Below are 19,588 nucleotides of genomic sequence, written 5' to 3' on the forward strand. Positions count from 1 at the left end.
CAGTTACTCCCTGGTTGCCATGGAGGCCCTGTCGTCGCGTCCATACACATCGGTATGGAAGCGCAACGCGCCATCGCTATCGATCCAGGCGGTCCAGTAGGCAATGTATACGGGGATCGTCTCTTTCAGTGACACGCTGCGGGTGCGCTGCGTGCCCAGATAGCGCGCGATGCGCTCGTCACTCCAGGCATTCTGCTCTGCCAGCATCAGGCGGGCGAACTCCATCGGCTTTTCGAGGCGGATACAGCCGTGGCTGAAGGCCCTCTCCGGCTTGCGAAACAGATGCTTGCTGTTGGTGTCATGCAGGAAAATGGCATGGTGATTGGGGATCACAAATTTGACCCGACCGAGTGCATTACCCGGACCGCCTTTTTGCTGCAGCATGGCTTTACCGCGGCGGATGGCAGAAATATTGCCGCGGGTGAAGGGAATGGAGCGACCGCGGTGATTGACCAGGTGATAGCCATTGGCGGACAGGCTGGCGCCGCCTTTGGGCAGCAGCTCTTTGAGAGCAATGCTGGGCGGTACCCGCCAGATGGGGTTGAACACCATGCGGGTCATACGCGTGGCGATTTGCGGGGTGGCATGTTTGGGTTTGCCGACCACAACGCGCATGCTGAATTGCTCTTCACCATCGTCCATCAGGCGCAGACGATATTCCGGCACATTCACCAGGATAAAGCGCGGCCCGAACTCCCGCGGCATGTATTGCAGGCGCGCCAGGTTGGCGGACAGGATCCGCGCATGGCGTTCGGGCGGTGTATTCAGGCGGGCGCGCGTCGCATTGTCCACGAGCCCGGTGGCTTTCAGCCCGTTGCGGCGCTGGAAGCGACGTACTGCCTCCACCAGGCGAGCGTCGTAGGCGTCGGGGGCTGCGGCGTCATCCGTGTGATCGCTCATGTCGAAGTCCCCGTACTGCATGAGCAGGCTGCGCAGGGCGGGTACCCGCGGGTCGCGCGCACCCGGCGCCAGTGAGCCGCCGGCGGGGAGAGGCTGCCAGAGATCGGATTCGGCCAGAGTCTGGTAGCGGGTCAGCTCTTCCTGCATCAATACATGCTGGCGACCAAAAGGCAGGAAAGGGTCTGCACCGAGTGGGGGCGCTGTCCCCGCGTCGGCGACCGGTTTGCCGGTGGTCGATGCAGCGGCGGCTTTGGCGACAATCGGCGAGGATTGCGCCGAAACGGCGAGGAAAAACGTCAAAGTAGCGAGACCGAGCCCGCTGGCGAGACTGTGATGATGCGGCTGAACGAGGTTGGAACCCATAACTACCCCCGAGAGACAATTGGGCGGGTTAACTCTCGTATTGGTAGCTTGCTGTGCGGATTGCGCCTATATCATTGGGTAATGCGGCGTCAGACGGGACCTGTTTTCAGGGTATAAACCACGGCTGGCAAGGCTTGGCGGGGTGGTTGTCGCGGGGCGCCGCGCGCGAGTAGGCGGGCGCCCCACGGGTCACGTTGAGAATGGCTGATCATTCGGGTCAGAACTGGTTCGCCTCCAGGCCATCCTTGCTGTAGATATCCGGACGGAAATGCAGCTCTCCGGCCCCGTCTACCCAGGCAGTCCAGTAAGTGAGATAGACCTTCACATTGCGCTCCATGCGTACGTCTGTCGTTTCGTCACCGACCGTCAATTGGTTGATGCGCCACTGGTCCCAGTCACCCTGGGGGCTCAACAGTGCTTCAGCCAGGTGGCGGGGTTTCTCCAGGCGGACACAGCCGTGGCTATAGCCGCGATCCGTCAGCTCAAACAGGCTACGCGCGCGGGTATCGTGCAGGTAGATGTCGTCCTTGTTGGGGATTTCAAACTTCACCCGGCCGAGGATATTTTCCTCCCCCCTTTCTGGCGCATCAGGTAGGAGCCCGCCTGAGCCGCAGAGAGGTTCTTCGGGGTCAGTGGCAGGTGCTCACCCTTGCCGCTCACGACCCGATAGCCCATACGCTCCATACCGTGCGGATTGCTGCGGGCCTTGGGGAGGATCTCCTTGACCAGAATACTGCGCGGTACGGTCCAGGTCGGGTTGAACACGACCCGGCTGACACGAGTGGTCAGTTCTGGAGTGGCGTGCTGCTTTTTGCCCACCACCACGTTCATCGATAGCCGCACCCGGTCCTGCTCGACATAGTGCAGGCGGTACTCGGGAATATTGACCTGAATAAATCGGTCGCCGAGGTTGGCCGGCAGCTTGTCGCGGCGGCGGATGTTCTTCTCGATGATGAGCGCGCGTGCCGTAGGAGACAGGTTCATGCGCGCGCGGGTCTGGCGCCCGACGATGCCGTCGGGTTTCAGTCCGTGGCGGCGCTGGAAGCGCACGACGGCTTCGTGCAGGCGACGGTCAAAGCGGTTGCTGTTGGCCTCGCCACCATAGGTGCGGTAATCCCCGTACAGCGCCAGCATATTGCGCACCAGGGGTACATGGGCGTGGCGTGCGCCGATGGTCATCGCCGGACCGGCCGGCAGCGGGCGCCAGCGACCACTGGCGGCGATGTTGCGATAGCGTGCCAGTTCCTCGCGCAAAGCCGCGGAATCACTGCCAAATGGCTTGTTATCGGGGATGTATGGACCCTCGCTGCCATTGGAGGGCGAGGCGCTGTTGGAGCCATAGTAGCGCCGCGTATAGTCCCGCCGCGAATAGTCCCGCTGCTGGGAGTAGTGGCGTTGCTGCGGATAACTGCGCTGGTTGTAGCTGTTGCGCTGGCTGCCGTTGCGGCCATAACTGCTGCGATTCTGGTTGCGCAGGTTATAGCGGGGCGGCAGGCCGCGTTGCTGCTGGCTGCGGTAATAGCGCGGCGGGGTCGCCAGGTCGCGGCTCGAGGTCGAGCGACCGTTGCGGTTGTAGTCACGGTTGTACCCGCGGAAGTACTTGCGCCCGGAATAATCCGATTGACGTCCCGGGGTGTAGCCCGCGAGGGCAAAGCCGCCATCATCGTGGTGCACTGGCGTGATATTGCGCTTCGGGCGGGCTTTCGGCGCCATTTTCTCCAGCTGGGTATCCTGTGCGTAGGATACGAAGGCGTCGGTCAGCAGTACGTCGAGTACCGCGGCCATCTGCAGGCGCTGGGGGGTGTCGCGCAGCGTTCGGTCGAAATAGCCCAGGTGATAGCGGTAATCGACCATGCTGCTGGGGTTGCCCGAGCTGGACGCAGTGAGCTGTTTCAGCAGGTCGTTGGCGGTATCGCTCAAGCTGTAGTTGTCGAACCACAACAACCGGTAATCCGTACGTTCATAGATACGTCGCACGGCGGCAGGGTTAAAGATCGGGTCCTGCGCGGGCCAGGATTCCGGGTTGTCCACGAGCCAGCGCACCAGGTGCGGTCGCACGGCATTTTCCGGCAGGACCGGAACCGTTTGCTGGTTTGCGGTAAAAGCGTAAAACAGGGTGGCAAAGCACAGCCCGCCGAGGAATATCATCGGCAGAATGGACTTGCGTTTACGACGTTCGGGGTTGAAATACGACATGGTACCTCAGCGATGCTACAGGGCCCGTCGTGCCACATTATCTTGGGCACGCAGGACGCCAGATCGTTCATACCTTCCCAACCTGTGGGGAACCGCTGCTGTTATGCGTCGATTGTGCCTAATCGACGGTTCTCCCGTGTCTTGCATCCCGCGCGACCTTCCTTATTTAGACGGGGTGAAGCTGTCGATGTTGCGCGTATATCAACATGGCTGCACCCGTGAAACTAAGTATGGCAACAAATCCGGGATTTGCTTGGCATCAGAATCATTTCACGGTAAGTGACAGCGCTAGAGGTGACATCTGGCCTGTTGCGGGCGTCAGGGCGCGTCGAGGGTGAAGTGACGCATGGGTCCCGGTTGTCGGTTCGCGGTATAGGCCTGCTCCCAGAACTGGATACCGCCATTTTGGTCGACCGCGACCAGTGTGCTTGCCCGGGTTCCGTAAGGACCGGTGGGCATGGCCGCGTGGCTGTTGGCAGGGATGTGCACGAAGAGTGGTGAGAGTGCCCGTTCCAGCGCTGGCGGAACCCCGGTCATCGGTAGCTCGGAACGCGGCGCCAGCGCATCGTCCCGCAGCAGGTCCAGCGCCGGGTCGACAAAATTGCCGGGCGTCACGGTGCCGTCGATCGCCCTGACCAGGGCGGCCAGCTTCGCGGAACCCTTGCGGACTTTGGGCCAGGGAGCGTCGGGGGCTCCGTTGGAGATGCCGTGCACTCCGGGGGTAAACGCGAAAGGCTGGTGGCGGTTGCCGGCGCACATCAGTTCGGAGCGGCGGAAGTCAAACAACAGGGCATTGAAGCCGCGGAAGCGCTGCGCCGGTAGGCTGTCTGCGAACGCACTCGGGGTGCTATCCCCGAGCAGGAAGTCCCGGGGAATATCGCCGCGTGAGCGAGGCGATGCCGGGTCTGGCATCTGTGGTTCACGGATATTGGTGACCGCGGCGACTCTGCCGGGAGCGACCCCTGCCCAGGTACCTCCGGCCTCCAGGTCCTTGCCTGCCACCATGGCGGTTTGCGGCCAGGGTGCTGCCGCTTCGGTGGGACGCTGATGGAATTCGTCGCGATTGGCGGCGAGCAGCAGTGGATACTGGGGGTGGACCCGGTAGGCAAACAGCAGGAGGCACATGGTTTATTCCCGATTCGGCGAGCCTGACGGTGGCACCGGCATGGCCTTTGCCACCATAATACGCGCTTTGTCGATTCTAGCGGGCCTTCCATGCTGACATACCCTCAAATCGATCCGGTGGCGTTTTCACTGGGACCTTTACAGGTGCACTGGTACGGACTCATGTACCTCGCCGGATTTGTCGCGGCCTGGTGGCTGGCGGTGCGGCGTTCTGCGAAACCGTGGACGCCGGTGATCAAGGATGAAGTCGAAGACCTGATTCTCTATTGTGCGCTCGGCGTGGTGATCGGTGGGCGTGTCGGTTACATGTTCTTCTATAACCTGCCGGAACTTGCGTCAGACCCTCTTTCCTTCCTGCGGGTCTGGGAGGGTGGCATGAGCTTCCACGGCGGCCTGATTGGCGTGATGCTGGCGACGGTGCTGTATGCCCGCAAGATTGGCACTACTTTTCCTGACCTGATCGATTTTGTCGCCCCTCTGGTACCGATTGGCCTCGGCCTGGGACGCCTGGGTAACTTTATTGGCCAGGAATTGTGGGGGCGCCAAACCGATGGCCCCTGGGGCATGGTGTTTCCGCGGGATCCCGAGCAATTGGCGCGACATCCCTCGCAGCTTTACCAGGCCTTCCTCGAGGGTGTGGTGCTGTTTGCCGTGCTGTGGTGGTTTTCCAGCAAGCCCCGCCCCAGGTTGGCGGTCGGCGGCCTGTTCCTGACCCTGTATGGCGTATTCCGCTTCCTGGTGGAGTTTGTGCGCGAGCCGGATGGCCACATTGGTTTTGACCTGTTCGGCTGGATGACCCGGGGTCAGTTGCTGAGTATTCCGATGGTGCTCGCGGGGCTGGCGATTCTGGTGTGGAGCTACCGGACCCAGCCGCTGGCGGGTGGCCGGATGCAGCAGGCCGGCAGTAGCGCCTGATTTATCTGACTGAAAAGATTGACACAGACACATATATAGATGAAGCAATACCTCGATCTCATGCGCCATGTGCGTGACAACGGCACTTTCAAAAGTGACCGGACCGGCACCGGCACCACCAGCGTGTTCGGCTATCAGATGCGTTTTGACCTCGCCAAGGGGTTTCCCCTGGTGACCACCAAAAAGTGCCACCTGCGCTCCATCATCCATGAGCTGCTGTGGTTCCTGAATGGTGACACCAACATCGCTTACCTGAAAGAAAACGGTGTGAGCATCTGGGATGGCTGGGCTACGGAAGAAGGCGACCTGGGTCCGGTCTATGGTCACCAGTGGCGGTCCTGGCCTACTGCCGATGGCCGCCATATCGACCAGATCAAGGAGCTGTTACAGCAGCTGAAAACCCGCCCGGATTCCCGCCGCCTGCTGGTGAGTGCCTGGAATCCTGCCGACCTGCCGGATGAGGGCGTCTCCCCGGCAGACAATGCCCGGGCCGGCAAAATGGCGCTGGCGCCCTGTCATGCGCTGTTTCAGTTTTACGTGGCGGATGGGCGCCTGTCTTGTCAATTGTACCAACGCAGTGCCGACATCTTCCTCGGGGTGCCGTTTAATATCGCGTCATACAGTCTGCTGACTCTGATGATCGCCCAGGTGTGCGATCTCGAGCCCGGCGAGTTTATCCACACGTTCGGCGACGCCCATCTCTACTCCAACCATATGGAGCAAGTGGAGGAGCAGCTGTCGCGCACGCCGCTGTCGAGCCCCACCATGCACCTCAACCCGGATGTGAAGGATCTGTTTGACTTCAAGTTCGAGGACTTTGAGCTGCGCGGCTATGAGGCGCATCCGCATATTCCGGCACCGGTGGCCATCTAAGTGAGCAAGACAATCCCTGTGGCGATGATCGCCGCTGTCGCGCGCAATGGCGCGATCGGTATTGAAAATACACTGCCCTGGCGCCTGTCGGGCGACCTGCAATTCTTCAAAAGGGTGACCATGGGGAAACCTGTGGTCATGGGGCGCAAGACGTTCGAGTCCATCGGGCGTCCGCTACCGGGGCGCGACAATATTGTGATCACGCGCAACGCCGACTGGTCGGCCGAAGGCGTACGCTCTGCCACCAGCCTGCAGGAGGCGCTGGATATGGCGATGGCCTCGGCGGTTGCACAGGGGAGCGCGGAGGTGATGGTGATCGGTGGAGCCGAGATCTATCGCCAGGCCATGCCGCTGGCGCAGCGACTGTACGTCACAGAAGTTGATGCTGAAGTCGAGGGGGATGCATTCTTCCCGTCAATCGATGACCGGTGGTCCGAAACCGAGCGCAACGCCTTTTCCCGCTCCGACAAGGATGAATACAACTACTGTTTAGTCCAGTACGACAGGTTGAATTAACATCGAACGGACTATTTTTTGAACGAATTCATGGAAGGGCAGGTCAGAGAACTGTAATTGCGCGCCATAATTGTGTGCATATAACCCGGAAGTGTTACTTGCTTGTTACCTGACTACACAGAGTAGAGGGTGCTGGCAAACGGCATTTGAATAATCAAATCGGCTGTTTACAATGTGCGGCTCTTAGCTGTCTTCAAGCCAAAGCCAACCGCATTGTGGCAGCTAACTCATCGCGACCATGTTGTGAAATATCGAACCCACTGGGGGGTCTAATGAAAACCAAGCGATTCATGGCTGTGGCGCTGACCACTGCGCTGTCTGCCGGCGCACTCTACGGCAGCGTAGCCACTGCGGATACTCTTGATAAAGTGCTCGCCGTAGGCCAGCAGAAAACCAATGCAGCGCAAGCGTCTCAGAAGCGTATCGACAAGATCGCTGAAGAAACCAGCAGCCTGCTGCAGGACTTCAAAGTTGTTAACAAAGAAATCGACGGCCTGCGCGTGTACAACCGCCAGCTCGAGAAGCAGCTCGCTAACCAGCTGGCTGTGATCAACGACCTGAACGAGTCCATTGAAAACGTCACCGTCATCGAGCGCCAGATCCAGCCGCTGATCCTGCGCATGCTCGAAGGCCTGGAGCAGTTCATTGCTCTGGACGCACCGTTCAAGATCGAAGAGCGCATGGCGAACCTTGAGAACGTCAAGAACAACATGGACCGCTCTGATATCACTGTTGCGGAGAAGTTCCGCCAGATTCTGGAGCTGTACAACTTCGAGGCTGAATACGCCCGTAAGATCGATACCTACCGCACCACTCTGCCGCTTGGTGGCCAGGATCGCGAAGTGAACGTACTGCAGATCGGCCGTATCGCGCTGGTTGCCCAGACCACTGACAGCACAGTTTCTCTGGCTTACGACAAAGACCAGAAGGCTTGGGTTGAGATCGACGATGGTGAGTACCGTCGCGCCATCATGCAGGGCCTCAAGATCGCCAAGAAACAGGCTACTACCGACATCATGACCATGCCGATCCCGGCTCCGGAGGCTGCGCAATGAAATCCTCTATCGCCAAGCGCCTAATTTCCGTCGCGGCCGCTGGCCTGTTCAGCGTCTCCGCTGTTGCCCAGGACAAGGCCACTTCCCTGGACGAGCTGCTGAAGATGGTTCAGGGCTCCAAGATCGCCGAATCTGCCGAGCACAAAAAGCGCGAAGCAGACTTCCGTCGTCAGAAGGCCAACCAGCAGTCCCTGCTGCGTCAGGCTGAGAACACCCGCACTGCAGAAGAGCAGCGCTCCGCGCGCCTGGAAGCCAAATACCAGGAGCAGGAAGTGGAAGTGCAGAACAAGCGCGACCAGCTGAACGAGCGTATGGGCTCCCTGAAAGAGCTGTTCGGTCACATGACTTCTACTGCCAGTGACCTGCGTGCCAACCTGCAGGGTTCTCTGGTTTCCGCTCAGTACCCGGGTCGCGAAGCGTTCCTGGACCAGCTGATCGCCAAGATGAACTCCCAGACCAAGCTGCCGACCATCGAGGAAATCGAGCGTCTGTGGTACGAAATGCAGCGTGAAACTGTTGAAGCCGGTAAGGTTGTCAAGTTCAACGGCACTGTGATCATGCCTGACGGTGAGCAGGTTGAGCAGGAAGTTGTCCGTGTTGGTAACTTCAACCTGGTTTCCAACGGCAAGTACCTGGAAAAGCTGGAATCCCAGAAAATGGCCGAGCTGATCCGCCAGCCTGACGGTAAGTACCTGTCCATGGCGATGGATCTGCAGAACGCAGCCTCTGGTTTCTCTCCTTTCGGCATCGACCCGACTGGCCCGACCGGTGGTTCTTACCTGAAAGCCATGATTAACAGCCCGAGCCTGTTTGAGCGTTGGGAGCAAGGTGGTCCGGTTGGTCTGATCATCACCATCGTTGGTTTCTTTGCTGTGGCCCTGGCCATCTGGCGTCTGATCGTTCTGTCCGGTGTGAACAGCAAGGTTAATGCCCAGCTGCGCTCCGACACCCCGAACACCAACAACCCGCTGGGTCGTGTTCTGGCGATTGCTGAAGAGAACAAGGGTATCGACGGCGAGACCCTCGAGCTGAAGATGGAAGAAGCGGTTCTGAAAGAGCGCCCGGCGATCGAGTCTGGCCTGAACCTGCTGAAGATCATCGCCATGGTAGCTCCGCTGCTGGGTCTGCTGGGTACCGTGACCGGTATGATCATCACCTTCCAGGCGATTACCATTTTCGGCGCGGGCGATCCCAAGGCAATGGCCGGCGGTATCTCCTCTGCACTGGTAACTACCGTTCTGGGTCTGTGTGTTGCGATCCCGACCGTTCTGCTGCACACCATCGTGAACGGCCGCGCCAAGCGCATCCTGCACATCCTGGATGAGCAGAGCGCTGGTATCGTTGCAGAAAACGCTGAGCGTAAGTAACAGGAGGCGGCAACATGCACGCATTGAATGACGCATGGGCCGCCGTCAACGCCTTTATGGCGTCGGGCGGGCCAGTACTGCTTCTGATCGCTTGCCTGACCTTCGTATTGTGGACGCTGATCTTTGAACGCATCTTCTACTTCAACAAGGGGTTGAAGACCGACGTTCAGGGTGTGATGGACCAGTGGGAAGAGCGCTCCGAGCGCAAATCCTGGAGTGCCCATCGTATCCGTGAAGCGATGATCTCCCGGGTATCCGAGAAGATCCAAGACAACATGGATATGATCCAGGCCTGTGTTGCCCTCGCCCCCTTGTTCGGGTTGTTGGGTACGGTCTGGGGCATGATCAACGTGTTTGAGGTGCTCGCGATTACCGGTGGTGGTGACGCCAAGCAGATGGCCAGTGGTGTATCCATGGCTACTATCCCTACAATGGCTGGGATGGTAACTGCTCTGTCAGGCGTATTTGCCAACACCTACCTGACCCGGAAGGCTGAACGCGAGACTCAGCTGCTGGAAGACCATCTCACGATGGATCATTAAGGCGCCACAGGCTGCCACGAAGGCGATGACTGAACGGTCTCACCTTTGTGGTGACCCAGAAGGTATAGCCAAGCCAGATACTCCCGCGAAGTCGCAGGCTTCGCGAGGACGTACGCAAAGAGAGTTGCTATGAGCAAGAAACAAACTACGGCAGAAGAAGAAGCCGGCGCGATTGACCTCACGCCCATGCTGGACGTTGTGTTCATCATGCTGATCTTCTTTATCGTCACCGCGACTTTTATTAAGGAGCCGGGTGTCGACGTGTTGAAGCCGGAAGCGACAACCGCTGAACTCAAGGCCGCCTCTATACTGGTAGCGATTAACGACAATGACGAAATCTGGATTGCCAAGGAAAAGGTCGATGACCGCCTGGTAAAAGTCACCCTGGAGCGTCTCTTCGCCGAGAACCCCAAGGGATGGCTGGTAATTCAGCCCGATAAGAAGGCGAGTATCGAGAAGATCAAGCTGATCGCCGAGTCGGCCAGCAAGGTTGGTATCGAGAAAGTTTCGATCGCGACAGAGAAGAGTTAACAGCTATGAATCCGGTAAGACTAGCAGGGGCCGGGGGGTTGGCAGTCGCCACCACTTTTGGCCTGATCTTCACCATGCATCTGCTGATTGAAGCAAACATGACTGAGCCTGACGATGAGGAGCAGATCAAGGTTGCCGATATCGTCATGCCTGAGCAGAAGATCGAAACCCAGTACGACACCAGCAAGCCGGACAAACCCGACGAGCCGGAAACTCCGCCGCCGGAAATGCCGGAGCCGGAGTTCGATGATCCGAACCTGGATAACACCATCAATATGTCGGCGCCGCGCGCCAATGCCAGCATCAGTGTTGGTGGCATCGGTGGCTTCGCCAGTGAAGGGGATTATCTGCCGATCGTTAAGGTAGCTCCGCAGTACCCTCGTCGCGCGCTCCAGCGCGGTATCGAAGGGTATGCCATTGTCGAGTACACCGTGACCAAGAATGGTTCCGTACGTGACCCGCGCGTTGTCGAGGCTTACACCAGTAAGGGTAACCCGACTACTATCTTCAATAGTGCGGCGATGAAGTCCGCGTTGAAGTACAAGTACAAGCCGCGTGTTGTTGACGGCCAGCCGATCGAAGTACCCGGTGTGCGTACCAAGATCAGCTTTAACATGGCGAAGAACTAAAGGGGAAGCTTATGAATTTGACGACCATGGCGAAAGGCTTGTCCAAATTCGTCCTGCGCACGTCCGTCGCGCTGCCCCTGGTGTTGGCGCCAGCGGTCAGTGTCACCGTGCTGGAAGCTGTCGGCGTAAAGGCATCGTTCGCTCAGGCTGAAGCACAGAGCAACCAGAAGACGCGTAAGGTGCCTGCCATGCGCGAGAACGTGTTCAAGAAGCTGGGTAAGGTTCAGGAAGCCGCGGATGCGGAAAACTGGCCTGCTGCCCTGCAAGCACTGCGCGACATGGAAGCCGGTAAGGCGAAGTACAATGCGTATGAAATTGCGCAGATGTACTACTTCTACGGCTTCGTTTACTACAGCATGGAGCGTTATCGCGACGCGATTAATGCCTATAAGCAAGTGCTGGCCCAGGGTGTTGAAAACATCCCGGTTGGTACTGAGCTGGCAACCCTGAAGACGATTGCACAGCTGTACTTCGTCACCGAAGATTTCCCGAATGCACTGAACTACTTGAACAAGTGGTTTGCTGCTTCTGAAAAGGTGACTGCCGATGACTACGCGTTGCGTGGTCAGGCTTACTACTCCATGGACAATAAGGCCAAGGCGCTTGAGGACATCAACACCGCGGTCTCTATGGATGAGAAAGCCGGCAAGGTGCCGAAGGAAAACTGGTACGGACTGCAGCGGTTCCTGTACTTCGATCGCAATGACTACAAGAAAGTCACTCAGATCCTGGAGAAGCTGGTAAAGCACTACCCGAAAGGTGAGTACTACAAGCAGCTGTCCGGTATGTATGGTGAACAGAAGCGCGAGAAAGACCAGCTGCACATGCTAGAAGCGGCCTATGTTGCCGGTGCCCTGGAAAAAGAGAAAGAGCTGTTGAATATGGCTTATCTCTACATGGGTCACGAGATGCCTTTCAAGGGCGCCAAAGTGATCAAGCAGGGTATGGACAAGAAGCAGATCAAGCGCACTTCCAAGAATCTGGAAACCCTCGCTCAGGCATACCAGATGGCGCAGGAGCTGCAGAAGTCTATTCCGGAGCTTGAGGCAGCTGCACAGCTTTCCGACAAGGGTGACATTTACTCGCGTCTGGCCGGTATCTACCTGGATCTGGACCAGAACGAGAAAGCCCTGCAGGCAGCTGACAAAGCACTGAAAAAGAAGGGCAAGCTCAAGCGAGCCGACCAGTTGTATATCGTCATGGGTATGGCCAACGCCAACCTGAAGAAATACGACGCAGCCCTGAAAGCTTTGAAAGAAGCCCGCAAGGACGATCGCTCCAAGCGTTTTGCCAATCAGTGGATCACTTACGTGGAAGCTGAGCAGAAGCGCGAAAAGCAGCTGGCGATCTAATCTCCAGCTCCTTGCTTCAGACGAAAAAGGCCGCGCAGAAATGCGCGGCCTTTTTTATTACTTCGCGTGAAGCTCGATTTGTGCAGGCTAACTTAATGAAATGGCCGCCTGTAATTGCGAATTATTTGCAATCGCGATCAGGTGGTGTATAACAATAATCAGGCTGATCAGCTTTTTCCAAATCCCGGCGGCATTGCTGCCGATACAACACCCAGAAAAATAAGGAGAGGTGTTATGGATAGAGCTTATTCCTCAAAAGCCGATGTCCTCATTGCCGATCGTTTTTCCTCCATTCCTTTTGGTAATCTCGCCCGCACCTTTGGTTTGGCTGCCCTGGCGACGTTGTTGTTGCTGAGTTTGATGGCCGCTTTGGTTTCACAGCAATATGAAGAGCCAAAAGCCCCGCCGACTATCAAGGTGGAAAACATCCACATGCCCAAGATGGTTCCGGATCCGGTGCGCTATACGCAACCTACGCCACCAGCAGGACCGCAACCGATACCGGATGTTCCCAAAGTGACGCCAACAACTGTCGATAGCCCAACGCGGATAGGGATTGCTCCACCCGTGGTTGATAGTGGGAAAGGCAAAGGCGGTATTGTGATCGACCGGGATCCTGTGCCGGTATTCCGGCCTGCCGCGAGGTATCCCGCTAGCGCGCTGCGGCGCGGAGTGGAGGGTTATGTCGTGGTGGAATTCACCATCACAGAAACGGGTGCGGTGACGTCACCGCGAATTATCGGCGGCTATGACAATGCCGGAAACCCGACAACAGTCTTCAATCAGTCCGCGCTAAACGCGGTGAAACGCTATAAGTTTCAACCCAAACTGGTTGAGGGCGTTGCGCAGGCACGTCACGGTGTACGCAATCGTATTCGCTATCGAATTGCCCAGTAGCGTGTTGTTGAGTTAGTAAAAAGCCCGGCGGATGCCGGGCTTTTTCTGTTGCGAAACAAAAACAAAGTCATTCCTGATCCAGGACGCTACCCCACAAATCATATTCATCGGCGTGCTCGACTTTCACCGCAACAATGTCACCGATCTGCAGGCGATCCTCCCCATTCAGATACACGGCGCCGTCAATTTCTGGTGCGTCGCCATGCGTGCGGCCGATGGCCCCTTCCTCATCCACATCGTCGATCAGGACTTCCAGTACACGTCCAATTTTCTGCTGCAGGCGTGCTTCGCTGATTCGCTTTTGCGTTTGCATAAAACGTTCCCAGCGGTCCTGCTTGACGTCGTCAGGGACCTGATCCGGCAGATCATTGGCGGGTGCACCGTCTACCGGGGAATACTGGAAACAGCCGACGCGGTCGAGTTGTGCTTCCTCGAGGAAGTCAAGCAGCTGTTGGAAATCTTCTTCTGTTTCACCGGGGAAGCCCACAATAAATGTGGATCGGATGGTGAGGTCCGGACATATCTCTCGCCACTTCTTGATTCGGTGCAGCACCTTTTCGCTGTGCGCGGGTCGCTTCATCAGCTTCAGAACACGCGGGCTGGCATGCTGGAAAGGAATGTCGAGGTACGGCAGGATCTTGCCGTCGGCCATCAGCGGAATGACTTTGTCCACATGCGGATACGGGTACACATAGTGCATCCGCACCCAGACACCCAGTTCACCGAGCGCCACCGCCAGGTCCTGCATGCGGGTTTCGAGTGCCTGCCCCTCGTAGAAATCGAGCTTGAATTTGGTATCGATGCCATAGGCACTGGTGTCCTGTGAAATCACCAGTAGCTCGCGCACGCCGGACGCCACCAGTTGTTTGGCCTCGTCGATCACATCCGAAATAGGTCGGCTGACCAGGTCACCACGCATATGCGGGATAATGCAAAAGGAACAACGGTGGTTACAGCCTTCGGAAATTTTCAGGTAGGCATAGTGGCCGGGCGTCAGCTTAATGCCTTCCGGCGGTACCAGGGACTCACGATGCGGGTTGAGTTTTTCCTGCTGGACAGGCACGAATTCATGCACGGCATCCATGACGCTGTCGTAATCGGCCGGCCCACTGACGCTGAGTACATCCGGGTTGATCTGCTTGATCAGGTCAGCGTCGCTGCCCTTGCCCATGCAGCCGGTCACAATGACCTTGCCATTTTCCTGCATGGCCTCATTGATCGCATCCAGGGATTCCTGCTTGGCGGAATCGATAAATCCACAGGTATTCACGACAACCACGTCGGCGCCTTCATACGAGGGAACAATCTCGTAACCGTCGGTCTTGAGTTTGGTCAGGATGCGTTCGGAATCCACCAGTGCCTTGGGGCAGCCGAGGGAAACAAAGCCCACTTTCTGGGTTTCAGGGGTATCAGACATGCGCGGGCCTATGTGCGGGAACAACGAAAAGGCGGCAAGTATACCGAAAGCTTCGGGTGGTTAAAATTCCACCGGCACGCACTGGCCTGATACAAGCGTTTTACCGCGTACTTTGCCGCTGGCAGACCGTTGGGTTGGGGCGCGGAAGGGGCGGCTACGCAGGCTCCACCGTTGCGTGGAACCTGCCGTTCAATCGTTTAACGAACGTATACGCGGTAGCCGTGGGCTTCGATAGACTCTTCGGTCTCCTGGTCGAACGATTTTCTCGCGCCAGTGAACCACTCACGATAGTCGCCGTGCTGGATATTTTCGGCGAAGGTCGCACGCTGGGCAGTGTCAGAGAAGTTGATCACCACGAAGACTTTGTCTTCACCCTGCTGTCGCGCGAACGAAAACACATTGTCGGGATTGCTGTTGGGGACCGGAATCATCTTGCCGCCCCAGTCGCCATTCCACAGCGCCTGGTTCTCATGTTTGAGCTCAAACAGCTTTTTGTAGAGTTCCCCAATCGGGTGTTCGCGCCACTCAATTTCGTCCTTGTCGAAAAATGCCAGCACCCTGTCCAGCCCCGCTTCCTGTCCGCTGTAGAGTAACGGCATGCCCTCGGCGGTTGCGGTTAACACAATGCTCGCCTCCAGATATTCGCCAAAGCGATCGAACATGGTGTCTTCCCACGAGTTCTTATCGTGGTTATCGACAAAGTTCATTTTGATGGCGTTGTCCGGCCAGGCGCTCAGCGCGTGTGCGAAATACGAGTAGACGCCTGCGGCGTTCTTTTGGCCTTTGGCCACCTCGTGCAGTACGTCGTGCAGGCCCCAGGCGTAACTCATGTCAAAAGCGCGCTTGTGCAGGTCGCGTGCATCCCACTCGGCGAGCATAAAGACGGGTTTGATCTGGTCGAGCTCGCGGCGTGCGTTATCCCAGAAATCCGTGGGGATAAAGCCGGCAACGTCGGCACGGTAGCCATCGATATTGGCTTCCTCGACCCAGTACTTGAGCGACTCGGTCATGTACTGGCGCATACCCGGCTGGTTGTAATCGAAGTCGATAATATCGCTCCAGTCCCACCAGGGTGTTGGCTGGAAGTTGCCGTTGTGGTCCCGTGTATACCACTCCGGATGGGATTCGGTCAGCGGGTTGTCCCAGGCGGAGTGGTTTGCGACCCAGTCGAGGATCACGTACATCCCCATATCATGCGCCTGGCTCACCAGGTCTTTCAGATCCTGCAGCGTGCCAAACTCCGGGTTAACCGCGCGGTAATCCTTCACGGCATAGTAACTACCGCGATTGCCTTTGCGGTTCTTTTCTCCGATCGGGTGAATCGGCATGAGCCAGAGTATGTCCACACCCAGGGCCTTCAGTCGCGGCAAATGCTCGGAGAAAGCGGCGAAGGTTCCCTCCGGGGTGTACTGGCGAATATTGACCTCATAGATGGTGGCATTCTTGCTCCACTCCGGGTGTGTCAGCTCGACGTAGGGGCGCGGCTGATAGTTGCCTGGTTCCGCGTTCACCAGAGCGGGAGTGAGCAGGGTGGCGAAGCACAGGGCAGCCATGCCGAGTGCGGAGCGCATTGTATTCACGTTTAACATTATTGGATTTCCGGATGGCGTTGGATCGAACGCGCTATTGTTGGCGATTCCCGCTGCCGAACAACCGCTGGACAAAAAAACATCGTTCACAAATATAAACAATAGTATTCTTTGTTTTTAAATGGTGTTCTTGGGGTTTGCCGATCGATGAGTATCGAACGTCTGCGACTGTTCGCCGAAGTGGTGAAGCAAGGGAGCTATACGCGGGCCGCGGAGCATCTGGGCGTATCCAAAGGCTATCTATCCACCCAGATCAAGCAGCTGGAGCAGCAGCTGGATAAGCAGCTGCTGGTGCGGAACACCCGCACCATGCGGCTGACCTCCGCCGGTGAACTCGTGTTCCGGGAGGCGGACAAGCTGACCTCGTTCTGGATTGAGACCAAGGCGCTGTTGGATGAGCGGGAAGACACACCTTCCGGCCAGGTCAAGTGTACGGCCCCGGTGGGTGTGGCGAATCACCTGCTGTGGCCGGTCCTGCGCGAGTTGATGGCCGACTATCCGGAGATTCGTTTGCTGGTGGAGTCCGGCAATCAGACGCAAAACCTGATCACCAGTGACTTCGATTTCGCCGTGCGTATCACCAATACCCCACCGCAGGATATGGTGGCGGTGCGGCTCGCGCGTTTTCACTACGTGTGCTGTGCGACGCCGGAGTTTCTTGACCGCTACGGTCGGCCAACAGTGCCGGAAGAACTCGCCAGGCTTCCCTGTCTGGCGCTGGCGCACTGGCACTTCTGGACGTTTACCCGGGAGGGAAAAAGCCAGCGGGTGGATCTCGAGGCGCGATTGCTGGCGTCCGACAATGACCTGCTGAAAAAAGCGTTGCTGGCGCACCAGGGGGTTGCCCGGCTACCGGAGTACATGATTCGCAACGAATTGCGATCCGGTGCGTTAATCCCTGTACTGGCCGACTACACCGCCGAACAACGGGATATCTACCTGTTGTATCCACAAATGAGCAGCCGTCCGTATCGCGTCACGCTGTGTCTCGAAAAGCTGAAGAAAGCGTTTGTACTACCCGAACCACCAGCGGACGATTGAAGGCGCGTCAGCCCGTGGAGCCGTCAGCCCGTGGAGCCGTCAGCCCGTGGAGCCGTCAGCCCGTGGAGCCGTCAGCCCGTGGAGCCGTCAGCTCGTGGAGCCGTCTGCCTGCGGATACCGTCATTCTGGCAGAGCGGTATCCGCGCAATTTGAACTAGCGGTTTTATGGCCGTTACTGTTGCCCGTCAGGCGCTGAGTTGTTTGACCATTTCTTTGCCGACGCCGCCAGCAGATGCCGGGTTTTGTCCGGTGATCAGGCGATCCTGCACCAGCACATTTTCTCCCCAGGGATCCACTTCGTGGAATTGTCCCGCTTTGCTGCTGACCGCATCCTGCAATACAAAGGGAATCTGGTTGATGGTGCCGAACTCCTCCTCTTCCCGGCGGGTAAAGCAGGTCACGGTCTTGCCGGCCATGATGTTGCTGCCATCTGCCAGGGTAACTTCCAGCAAGCCGGCCGGGCCGTGGCACACGGCGCCTACCACTGCGCCGTCATCATAACGGGCTGCGGTAATCGCGGCGGCCGCCTTGTCGTGGGCGAGGTCATTCAGCAATCCGAAGCCGCCCGGATAGAAGATGCCCTGATAGGCGCTGGCATCGACGTCCGCCAATTTCCGGGTGTTGCCCATGGCGGCCAGCAGGCTGCCATCGGCGAGCATGGACTGATTGACCGGGTCGTCTATGTCGGCCCCGTAGACCGGTGCGTTGCCACCCTCGATAGAGGCGAGATCGAAGTCAAATCCCGCCTGGTTGAATTCGTGCAGGGCGTGGGTGAGCTCCGGCGCATAGGTGCCGTTGTCGTCTGCCTCGCCCAATTTCGCGCTGTTGGTCACAATCACAAGAATCTTGGTCATCGGTTTCTCTCCTTTGTTGTATGGGCCCATATTAGGCTTAAGGCTGATATGGGATAATCCCGCCAAATTGAAAATCTTTATTGCAGTGAGGCAATAATGTCCCAGTTGGATGGGTTGCCCGAGTTTCTCGCGGTGGCTGAGACCCAGGGTTTCTCCGCAGCCGCCAGGCAGCTCGGCGTATCGACGTCGCACGTGTCCCGCAAAGTAAAGCAGTTGGAAGGCCGTCTCGGGGTTTCTCTGGTCGCGCGCAGCACGCGTGTGGTGCGCCTGACGGAGGTTGGCCAGCAGTACTATGCCGAGTGCCGGGACCTGATGAATGGACTGGAGGCGGTTGAGGAGCAGATTGGCAGCCAACGCCTGGCCCTGCAGGGGAACCTGCGGGTTTCCGCTGCCGGTGAGTTTGCCGAACGCTATGTGGCGCCCGCCCTGATGCGCTTCGCCGCTGAGCACCCCGCCTTGCAAATCGAAGTCGATTTCAACAGTCGACTGGTGAACTTCGTCGAGGAGGGTTTTGATCTGGCGGTGCGCTATGGCGAGCTGCAGGATTCACAGTTGATTGCACGCCCGCTGGTGGCCCGGGCGCTGATGTGCATGGCCAGCCCTGATTACCTGGCTGCACATGGCACGCCTCAGCAACCGCAGGACCTGCTCTACCACCAGTGCATTATTGCCAATAACAATCGCTGGCGTTTCAAGCGCGATGGCGAAGACGTCGAGGTGCGGGTATCGGGGCGCTGGCGCTCGAACAGCGGCCGCAGTGTGATTGCGGCGTGTCAGGCGGGGCTGGGCATTGCGTACCTTCCCCGTTCCAGTTTTGGCGAGGCTGCCCGTGATGGCAGCCTGCTTCCGGTACTAGAGCCTCACTGGGGACCGGGTCCGAATACCTGGCTGGTATACAGCGATCACCGCCATTTGCCGGTGCGCGTGCGCGCGGCAATCGACTTCCTGTTAGCGACGTTTGCCGACTGGCGTGAGGCGGATCAATCTGTGTAGCCGGGAACGTCGGCAAGTTTGGCTTTGCCGCGCACGAAAATCCCGTTGCCCCGACCCAGTTCCCGTCCCTGCTCATCGTACACGACCGACTCGGCAATAAACTGGGTGCGGGTCTGGTTGACCACTTTACCTACCGCGCGCATGGCACCACCGCTGATTGGGCGGGTCAGGTAGGTGGTGAAAGAGGCCGTTAACACGAAGGTTTCCATTTCCAGCGAGTTCGCCGCAAAAAACGCGGCGTCGTCGAGCATCTTGAAATAGACCGAGCCATGCACGGCACCGGCCGCGTGATGCAGGTGATCACCGACGGCGATTTCCAGTTCAGCCACACCTTCACTCACCGTTAGTCGCGGCTGATAAAATTCATTGATAGGGGCCGCGGCATACATGTTTTCCAGCTTGCGGTAGTGGGCAGTCATCGCCTGTTCCTTTT

General features: G+C 58.0%; 20 protein-coding genes. 12 read left to right on the forward strand and 8 right to left on the reverse strand.

Annotated elements, in window-relative coordinates:
- Window positions 1-3: 3 nt before the first annotated feature.
- From ACXAD0_RS05075 to ACXAD0_RS05090, 4 genes are all read right to left on the reverse strand, one after another.
- Window positions 4-1,263, reverse strand: a complete 1,260-nt coding sequence (locus tag ACXAD0_RS05075; protein ID WP_475087272.1) for a L,D-transpeptidase family protein — start codon at window positions 1,261-1,263, stop codon at window positions 4-6.
- Between the two features lie 217 nt (window positions 1,264-1,480).
- Complete coding sequence (locus ACXAD0_RS05080) at window positions 1,481-1,813, reverse strand: L,D-transpeptidase family protein (protein ID WP_475087273.1); 333 nt, start codon at window positions 1,811-1,813, stop codon at window positions 1,481-1,483.
- The gene (locus ACXAD0_RS05085; RefSeq protein WP_475087274.1) at window positions 1,810-3,459 is read right to left on the reverse strand and encodes a L,D-transpeptidase family protein; all 1,650 of its coding nucleotides are present in this window, start codon (window positions 3,457-3,459) and stop codon (window positions 1,810-1,812) included. The genes ACXAD0_RS05080 and ACXAD0_RS05085 overlap by 4 nt, the downstream gene beginning before the upstream one ends.
- Window positions 3,460-3,777: 318 nt before the next feature.
- A complete protein-coding gene (locus tag ACXAD0_RS05090) occupies window positions 3,778-4,584 on the reverse strand; it encodes an NRDE family protein (RefSeq protein WP_475087275.1) in 807 nt (268 codons plus the stop codon).
- A 90-nt stretch (window positions 4,585-4,674) separates the two neighbouring features.
- Here ACXAD0_RS05090 and lgt point away from each other — a divergent pair, with 90 nt between their 5' ends.
- The 10 genes from lgt (at window position 4,675) to ACXAD0_RS05140 (ending at window position 13,261) form a co-directional block, all read left to right on the forward strand.
- Window positions 4,675-5,499, forward strand: coding sequence for a prolipoprotein diacylglyceryl transferase (gene lgt / locus ACXAD0_RS05095; RefSeq protein ID WP_475087276.1), 825 nt, complete (start codon window positions 4,675-4,677; stop codon window positions 5,497-5,499).
- A gap of 39 nt (window positions 5,500-5,538) precedes the next feature.
- Window positions 5,539-6,372 carry a thymidylate synthase gene (locus ACXAD0_RS05100; RefSeq protein WP_475087277.1) on the forward strand — a complete coding sequence of 278 codons (834 nt, stop codon included), beginning with the start codon at window positions 5,539-5,541 and terminating at the stop codon, window positions 6,370-6,372.
- 24 nt (window positions 6,373-6,396) lie between these two features.
- Entirely contained in the window at window positions 6,397-6,888 is a 492-nt protein-coding gene (locus ACXAD0_RS05105; protein ID WP_475090313.1) for a dihydrofolate reductase, read from the forward strand.
- Between the two features lie 272 nt (window positions 6,889-7,160).
- Window positions 7,161-7,943 carry a DUF3450 domain-containing protein gene (locus tag ACXAD0_RS05110; protein WP_475087278.1) on the forward strand — a complete coding sequence of 261 codons (783 nt, stop codon included), beginning with the start codon at window positions 7,161-7,163 and terminating at the stop codon, window positions 7,941-7,943.
- Window positions 7,940-9,310, forward strand: coding sequence for a MotA/TolQ/ExbB proton channel family protein (locus tag ACXAD0_RS05115; protein ID WP_475087279.1), 1,371 nt, complete (start codon window positions 7,940-7,942; stop codon window positions 9,308-9,310). Before ACXAD0_RS05110 ends, ACXAD0_RS05115 begins: the two co-directional genes overlap by 4 nt.
- Window positions 9,311-9,324: 14 nt before the next feature.
- A complete protein-coding gene (locus ACXAD0_RS05120) occupies window positions 9,325-9,852 on the forward strand; it encodes a MotA/TolQ/ExbB proton channel family protein (protein WP_475087280.1) in 528 nt (175 codons plus the stop codon).
- A 129-nt stretch (window positions 9,853-9,981) separates the two neighbouring features.
- Window positions 9,982-10,383 (forward strand): ExbD/TolR family protein, encoded by a 402-nt coding sequence (locus tag ACXAD0_RS05125; protein ID WP_475087281.1) that lies wholly within the window; start codon window positions 9,982-9,984, stop codon window positions 10,381-10,383.
- 5 nt (window positions 10,384-10,388) lie between these two features.
- Window positions 10,389-11,012 carry an energy transducer TonB gene (locus ACXAD0_RS05130; RefSeq protein WP_475087282.1) on the forward strand — a complete coding sequence of 208 codons (624 nt, stop codon included), beginning with the start codon at window positions 10,389-10,391 and terminating at the stop codon, window positions 11,010-11,012.
- 11 nt (window positions 11,013-11,023) lie between these two features.
- Window positions 11,024-12,364: a tetratricopeptide repeat protein gene (locus ACXAD0_RS05135; RefSeq protein ID WP_475087283.1), complete on the forward strand. Its 1,341-nt coding sequence runs from the start codon at window positions 11,024-11,026 to the stop codon at window positions 12,362-12,364.
- Between the two features lie 114 nt (window positions 12,365-12,478).
- A complete protein-coding gene (locus tag ACXAD0_RS05140; protein WP_475087284.1) occupies window positions 12,479-13,261 on the forward strand; it encodes an energy transducer TonB in 783 nt (260 codons plus the stop codon).
- 67 nt (window positions 13,262-13,328) lie between these two features.
- On the opposite strand, the gene rimO is transcribed toward ACXAD0_RS05140, so the two are convergent.
- Window positions 13,329-14,678, reverse strand: a complete 1,350-nt coding sequence (rimO, locus tag ACXAD0_RS05145; RefSeq protein ID WP_475087285.1) for a 30S ribosomal protein S12 methylthiotransferase RimO — start codon at window positions 14,676-14,678, stop codon at window positions 13,329-13,331.
- A gap of 197 nt (window positions 14,679-14,875) precedes the next feature.
- The gene (locus ACXAD0_RS05150; protein WP_475087286.1) at window positions 14,876-16,267 is read right to left on the reverse strand and encodes an alpha-amylase family glycosyl hydrolase; all 1,392 of its coding nucleotides are present in this window, start codon (window positions 16,265-16,267) and stop codon (window positions 14,876-14,878) included.
- A 147-nt stretch (window positions 16,268-16,414) separates the two neighbouring features.
- Between ACXAD0_RS05150 and ACXAD0_RS05155 the strand changes: the two genes are divergently transcribed.
- A complete protein-coding gene (locus tag ACXAD0_RS05155; RefSeq protein WP_475087287.1) occupies window positions 16,415-17,308 on the forward strand; it encodes a LysR family transcriptional regulator in 894 nt (297 codons plus the stop codon).
- 185 nt (window positions 17,309-17,493) lie between these two features.
- On the opposite strand, the gene ACXAD0_RS05160 is transcribed toward ACXAD0_RS05155, so the two are convergent.
- Window positions 17,494-18,162, reverse strand: coding sequence for a type 1 glutamine amidotransferase domain-containing protein (locus tag ACXAD0_RS05160; protein WP_475087288.1), 669 nt, complete (start codon window positions 18,160-18,162; stop codon window positions 17,494-17,496).
- A 96-nt stretch (window positions 18,163-18,258) separates the two neighbouring features.
- Between ACXAD0_RS05160 and ACXAD0_RS05165 the strand changes: the two genes are divergently transcribed.
- Window positions 18,259-19,155: a LysR substrate-binding domain-containing protein gene (locus ACXAD0_RS05165; RefSeq protein ID WP_475087290.1), complete on the forward strand. Its 897-nt coding sequence runs from the start codon at window positions 18,259-18,261 to the stop codon at window positions 19,153-19,155.
- Here ACXAD0_RS05165 and ACXAD0_RS05170 read toward each other — a convergent pair.
- Window positions 19,143-19,574 carry a PaaI family thioesterase gene (locus ACXAD0_RS05170; protein ID WP_475087291.1) on the reverse strand — a complete coding sequence of 144 codons (432 nt, stop codon included), beginning with the start codon at window positions 19,572-19,574 and terminating at the stop codon, window positions 19,143-19,145. The two genes, ACXAD0_RS05165 and ACXAD0_RS05170, sit on opposite strands and share 13 nt — an antisense overlap.
- Window positions 19,575-19,588: the final 14 nt, after the last annotated feature.

The organism is Microbulbifer sp. ABF4_148 (genome assembly GCF_056158985.1).

Bases quoted from the DNA above. Each gene is read 5' to 3' on its own strand.
- ACXAD0_RS05075 (WP_475087272.1), bottom strand. From the start codon at position 1,263: ATGGGTTCCAACCTCGTTCAGCCGCATCATCACAGTCTCGCCAGCGGG.
- ACXAD0_RS05085 (WP_475087274.1), bottom strand. From the start codon at position 3,459: ATGTCGTATTTCAACCCCGAACGTCGTAAACGCAAGTCCATTCTGCCG.
- ACXAD0_RS05090 (WP_475087275.1), bottom strand. From the start codon at position 4,584: ATGTGCCTCCTGCTGTTTGCCTACCGGGTCCACCCCCAGTATCCACTG.
- lgt (WP_475087276.1), top strand. From the start codon at position 4,675: ATGCTGACATACCCTCAAATCGATCCGGTGGCGTTTTCACTGGGACCT.
- ACXAD0_RS05100 (WP_475087277.1), top strand. From the start codon at position 5,539: ATGAAGCAATACCTCGATCTCATGCGCCATGTGCGTGACAACGGCACT.
- ACXAD0_RS05105 (WP_475090313.1), top strand. From the start codon at position 6,397: ATGATCGCCGCTGTCGCGCGCAATGGCGCGATCGGTATTGAAAATACA.
- ACXAD0_RS05110 (WP_475087278.1), top strand. From the start codon at position 7,161: ATGAAAACCAAGCGATTCATGGCTGTGGCGCTGACCACTGCGCTGTCT.
- ACXAD0_RS05115 (WP_475087279.1), top strand. From the start codon at position 7,940: ATGAAATCCTCTATCGCCAAGCGCCTAATTTCCGTCGCGGCCGCTGGC.
- ACXAD0_RS05120 (WP_475087280.1), top strand. From the start codon at position 9,325: ATGCACGCATTGAATGACGCATGGGCCGCCGTCAACGCCTTTATGGCG.
- ACXAD0_RS05125 (WP_475087281.1), top strand. From the start codon at position 9,982: ATGAGCAAGAAACAAACTACGGCAGAAGAAGAAGCCGGCGCGATTGAC.
- ACXAD0_RS05130 (WP_475087282.1), top strand. From the start codon at position 10,389: ATGAATCCGGTAAGACTAGCAGGGGCCGGGGGGTTGGCAGTCGCCACC.
- ACXAD0_RS05135 (WP_475087283.1), top strand. From the start codon at position 11,024: ATGAATTTGACGACCATGGCGAAAGGCTTGTCCAAATTCGTCCTGCGC.
- rimO (WP_475087285.1), bottom strand. From the start codon at position 14,678: ATGTCTGATACCCCTGAAACCCAGAAAGTGGGCTTTGTTTCCCTCGGC.
- ACXAD0_RS05150 (WP_475087286.1), bottom strand. From the start codon at position 16,267: ATGTTAAACGTGAATACAATGCGCTCCGCACTCGGCATGGCTGCCCTG.
- ACXAD0_RS05155 (WP_475087287.1), top strand. From the start codon at position 16,415: ATGAGTATCGAACGTCTGCGACTGTTCGCCGAAGTGGTGAAGCAAGGG.
- ACXAD0_RS05160 (WP_475087288.1), bottom strand. From the start codon at position 18,162: ATGACCAAGATTCTTGTGATTGTGACCAACAGCGCGAAATTGGGCGAG.
- ACXAD0_RS05165 (WP_475087290.1), top strand. From the start codon at position 18,259: ATGTCCCAGTTGGATGGGTTGCCCGAGTTTCTCGCGGTGGCTGAGACC.
- ACXAD0_RS05170 (WP_475087291.1), bottom strand. From the start codon at position 19,574: ATGACTGCCCACTACCGCAAGCTGGAAAACATGTATGCCGCGGCCCCT.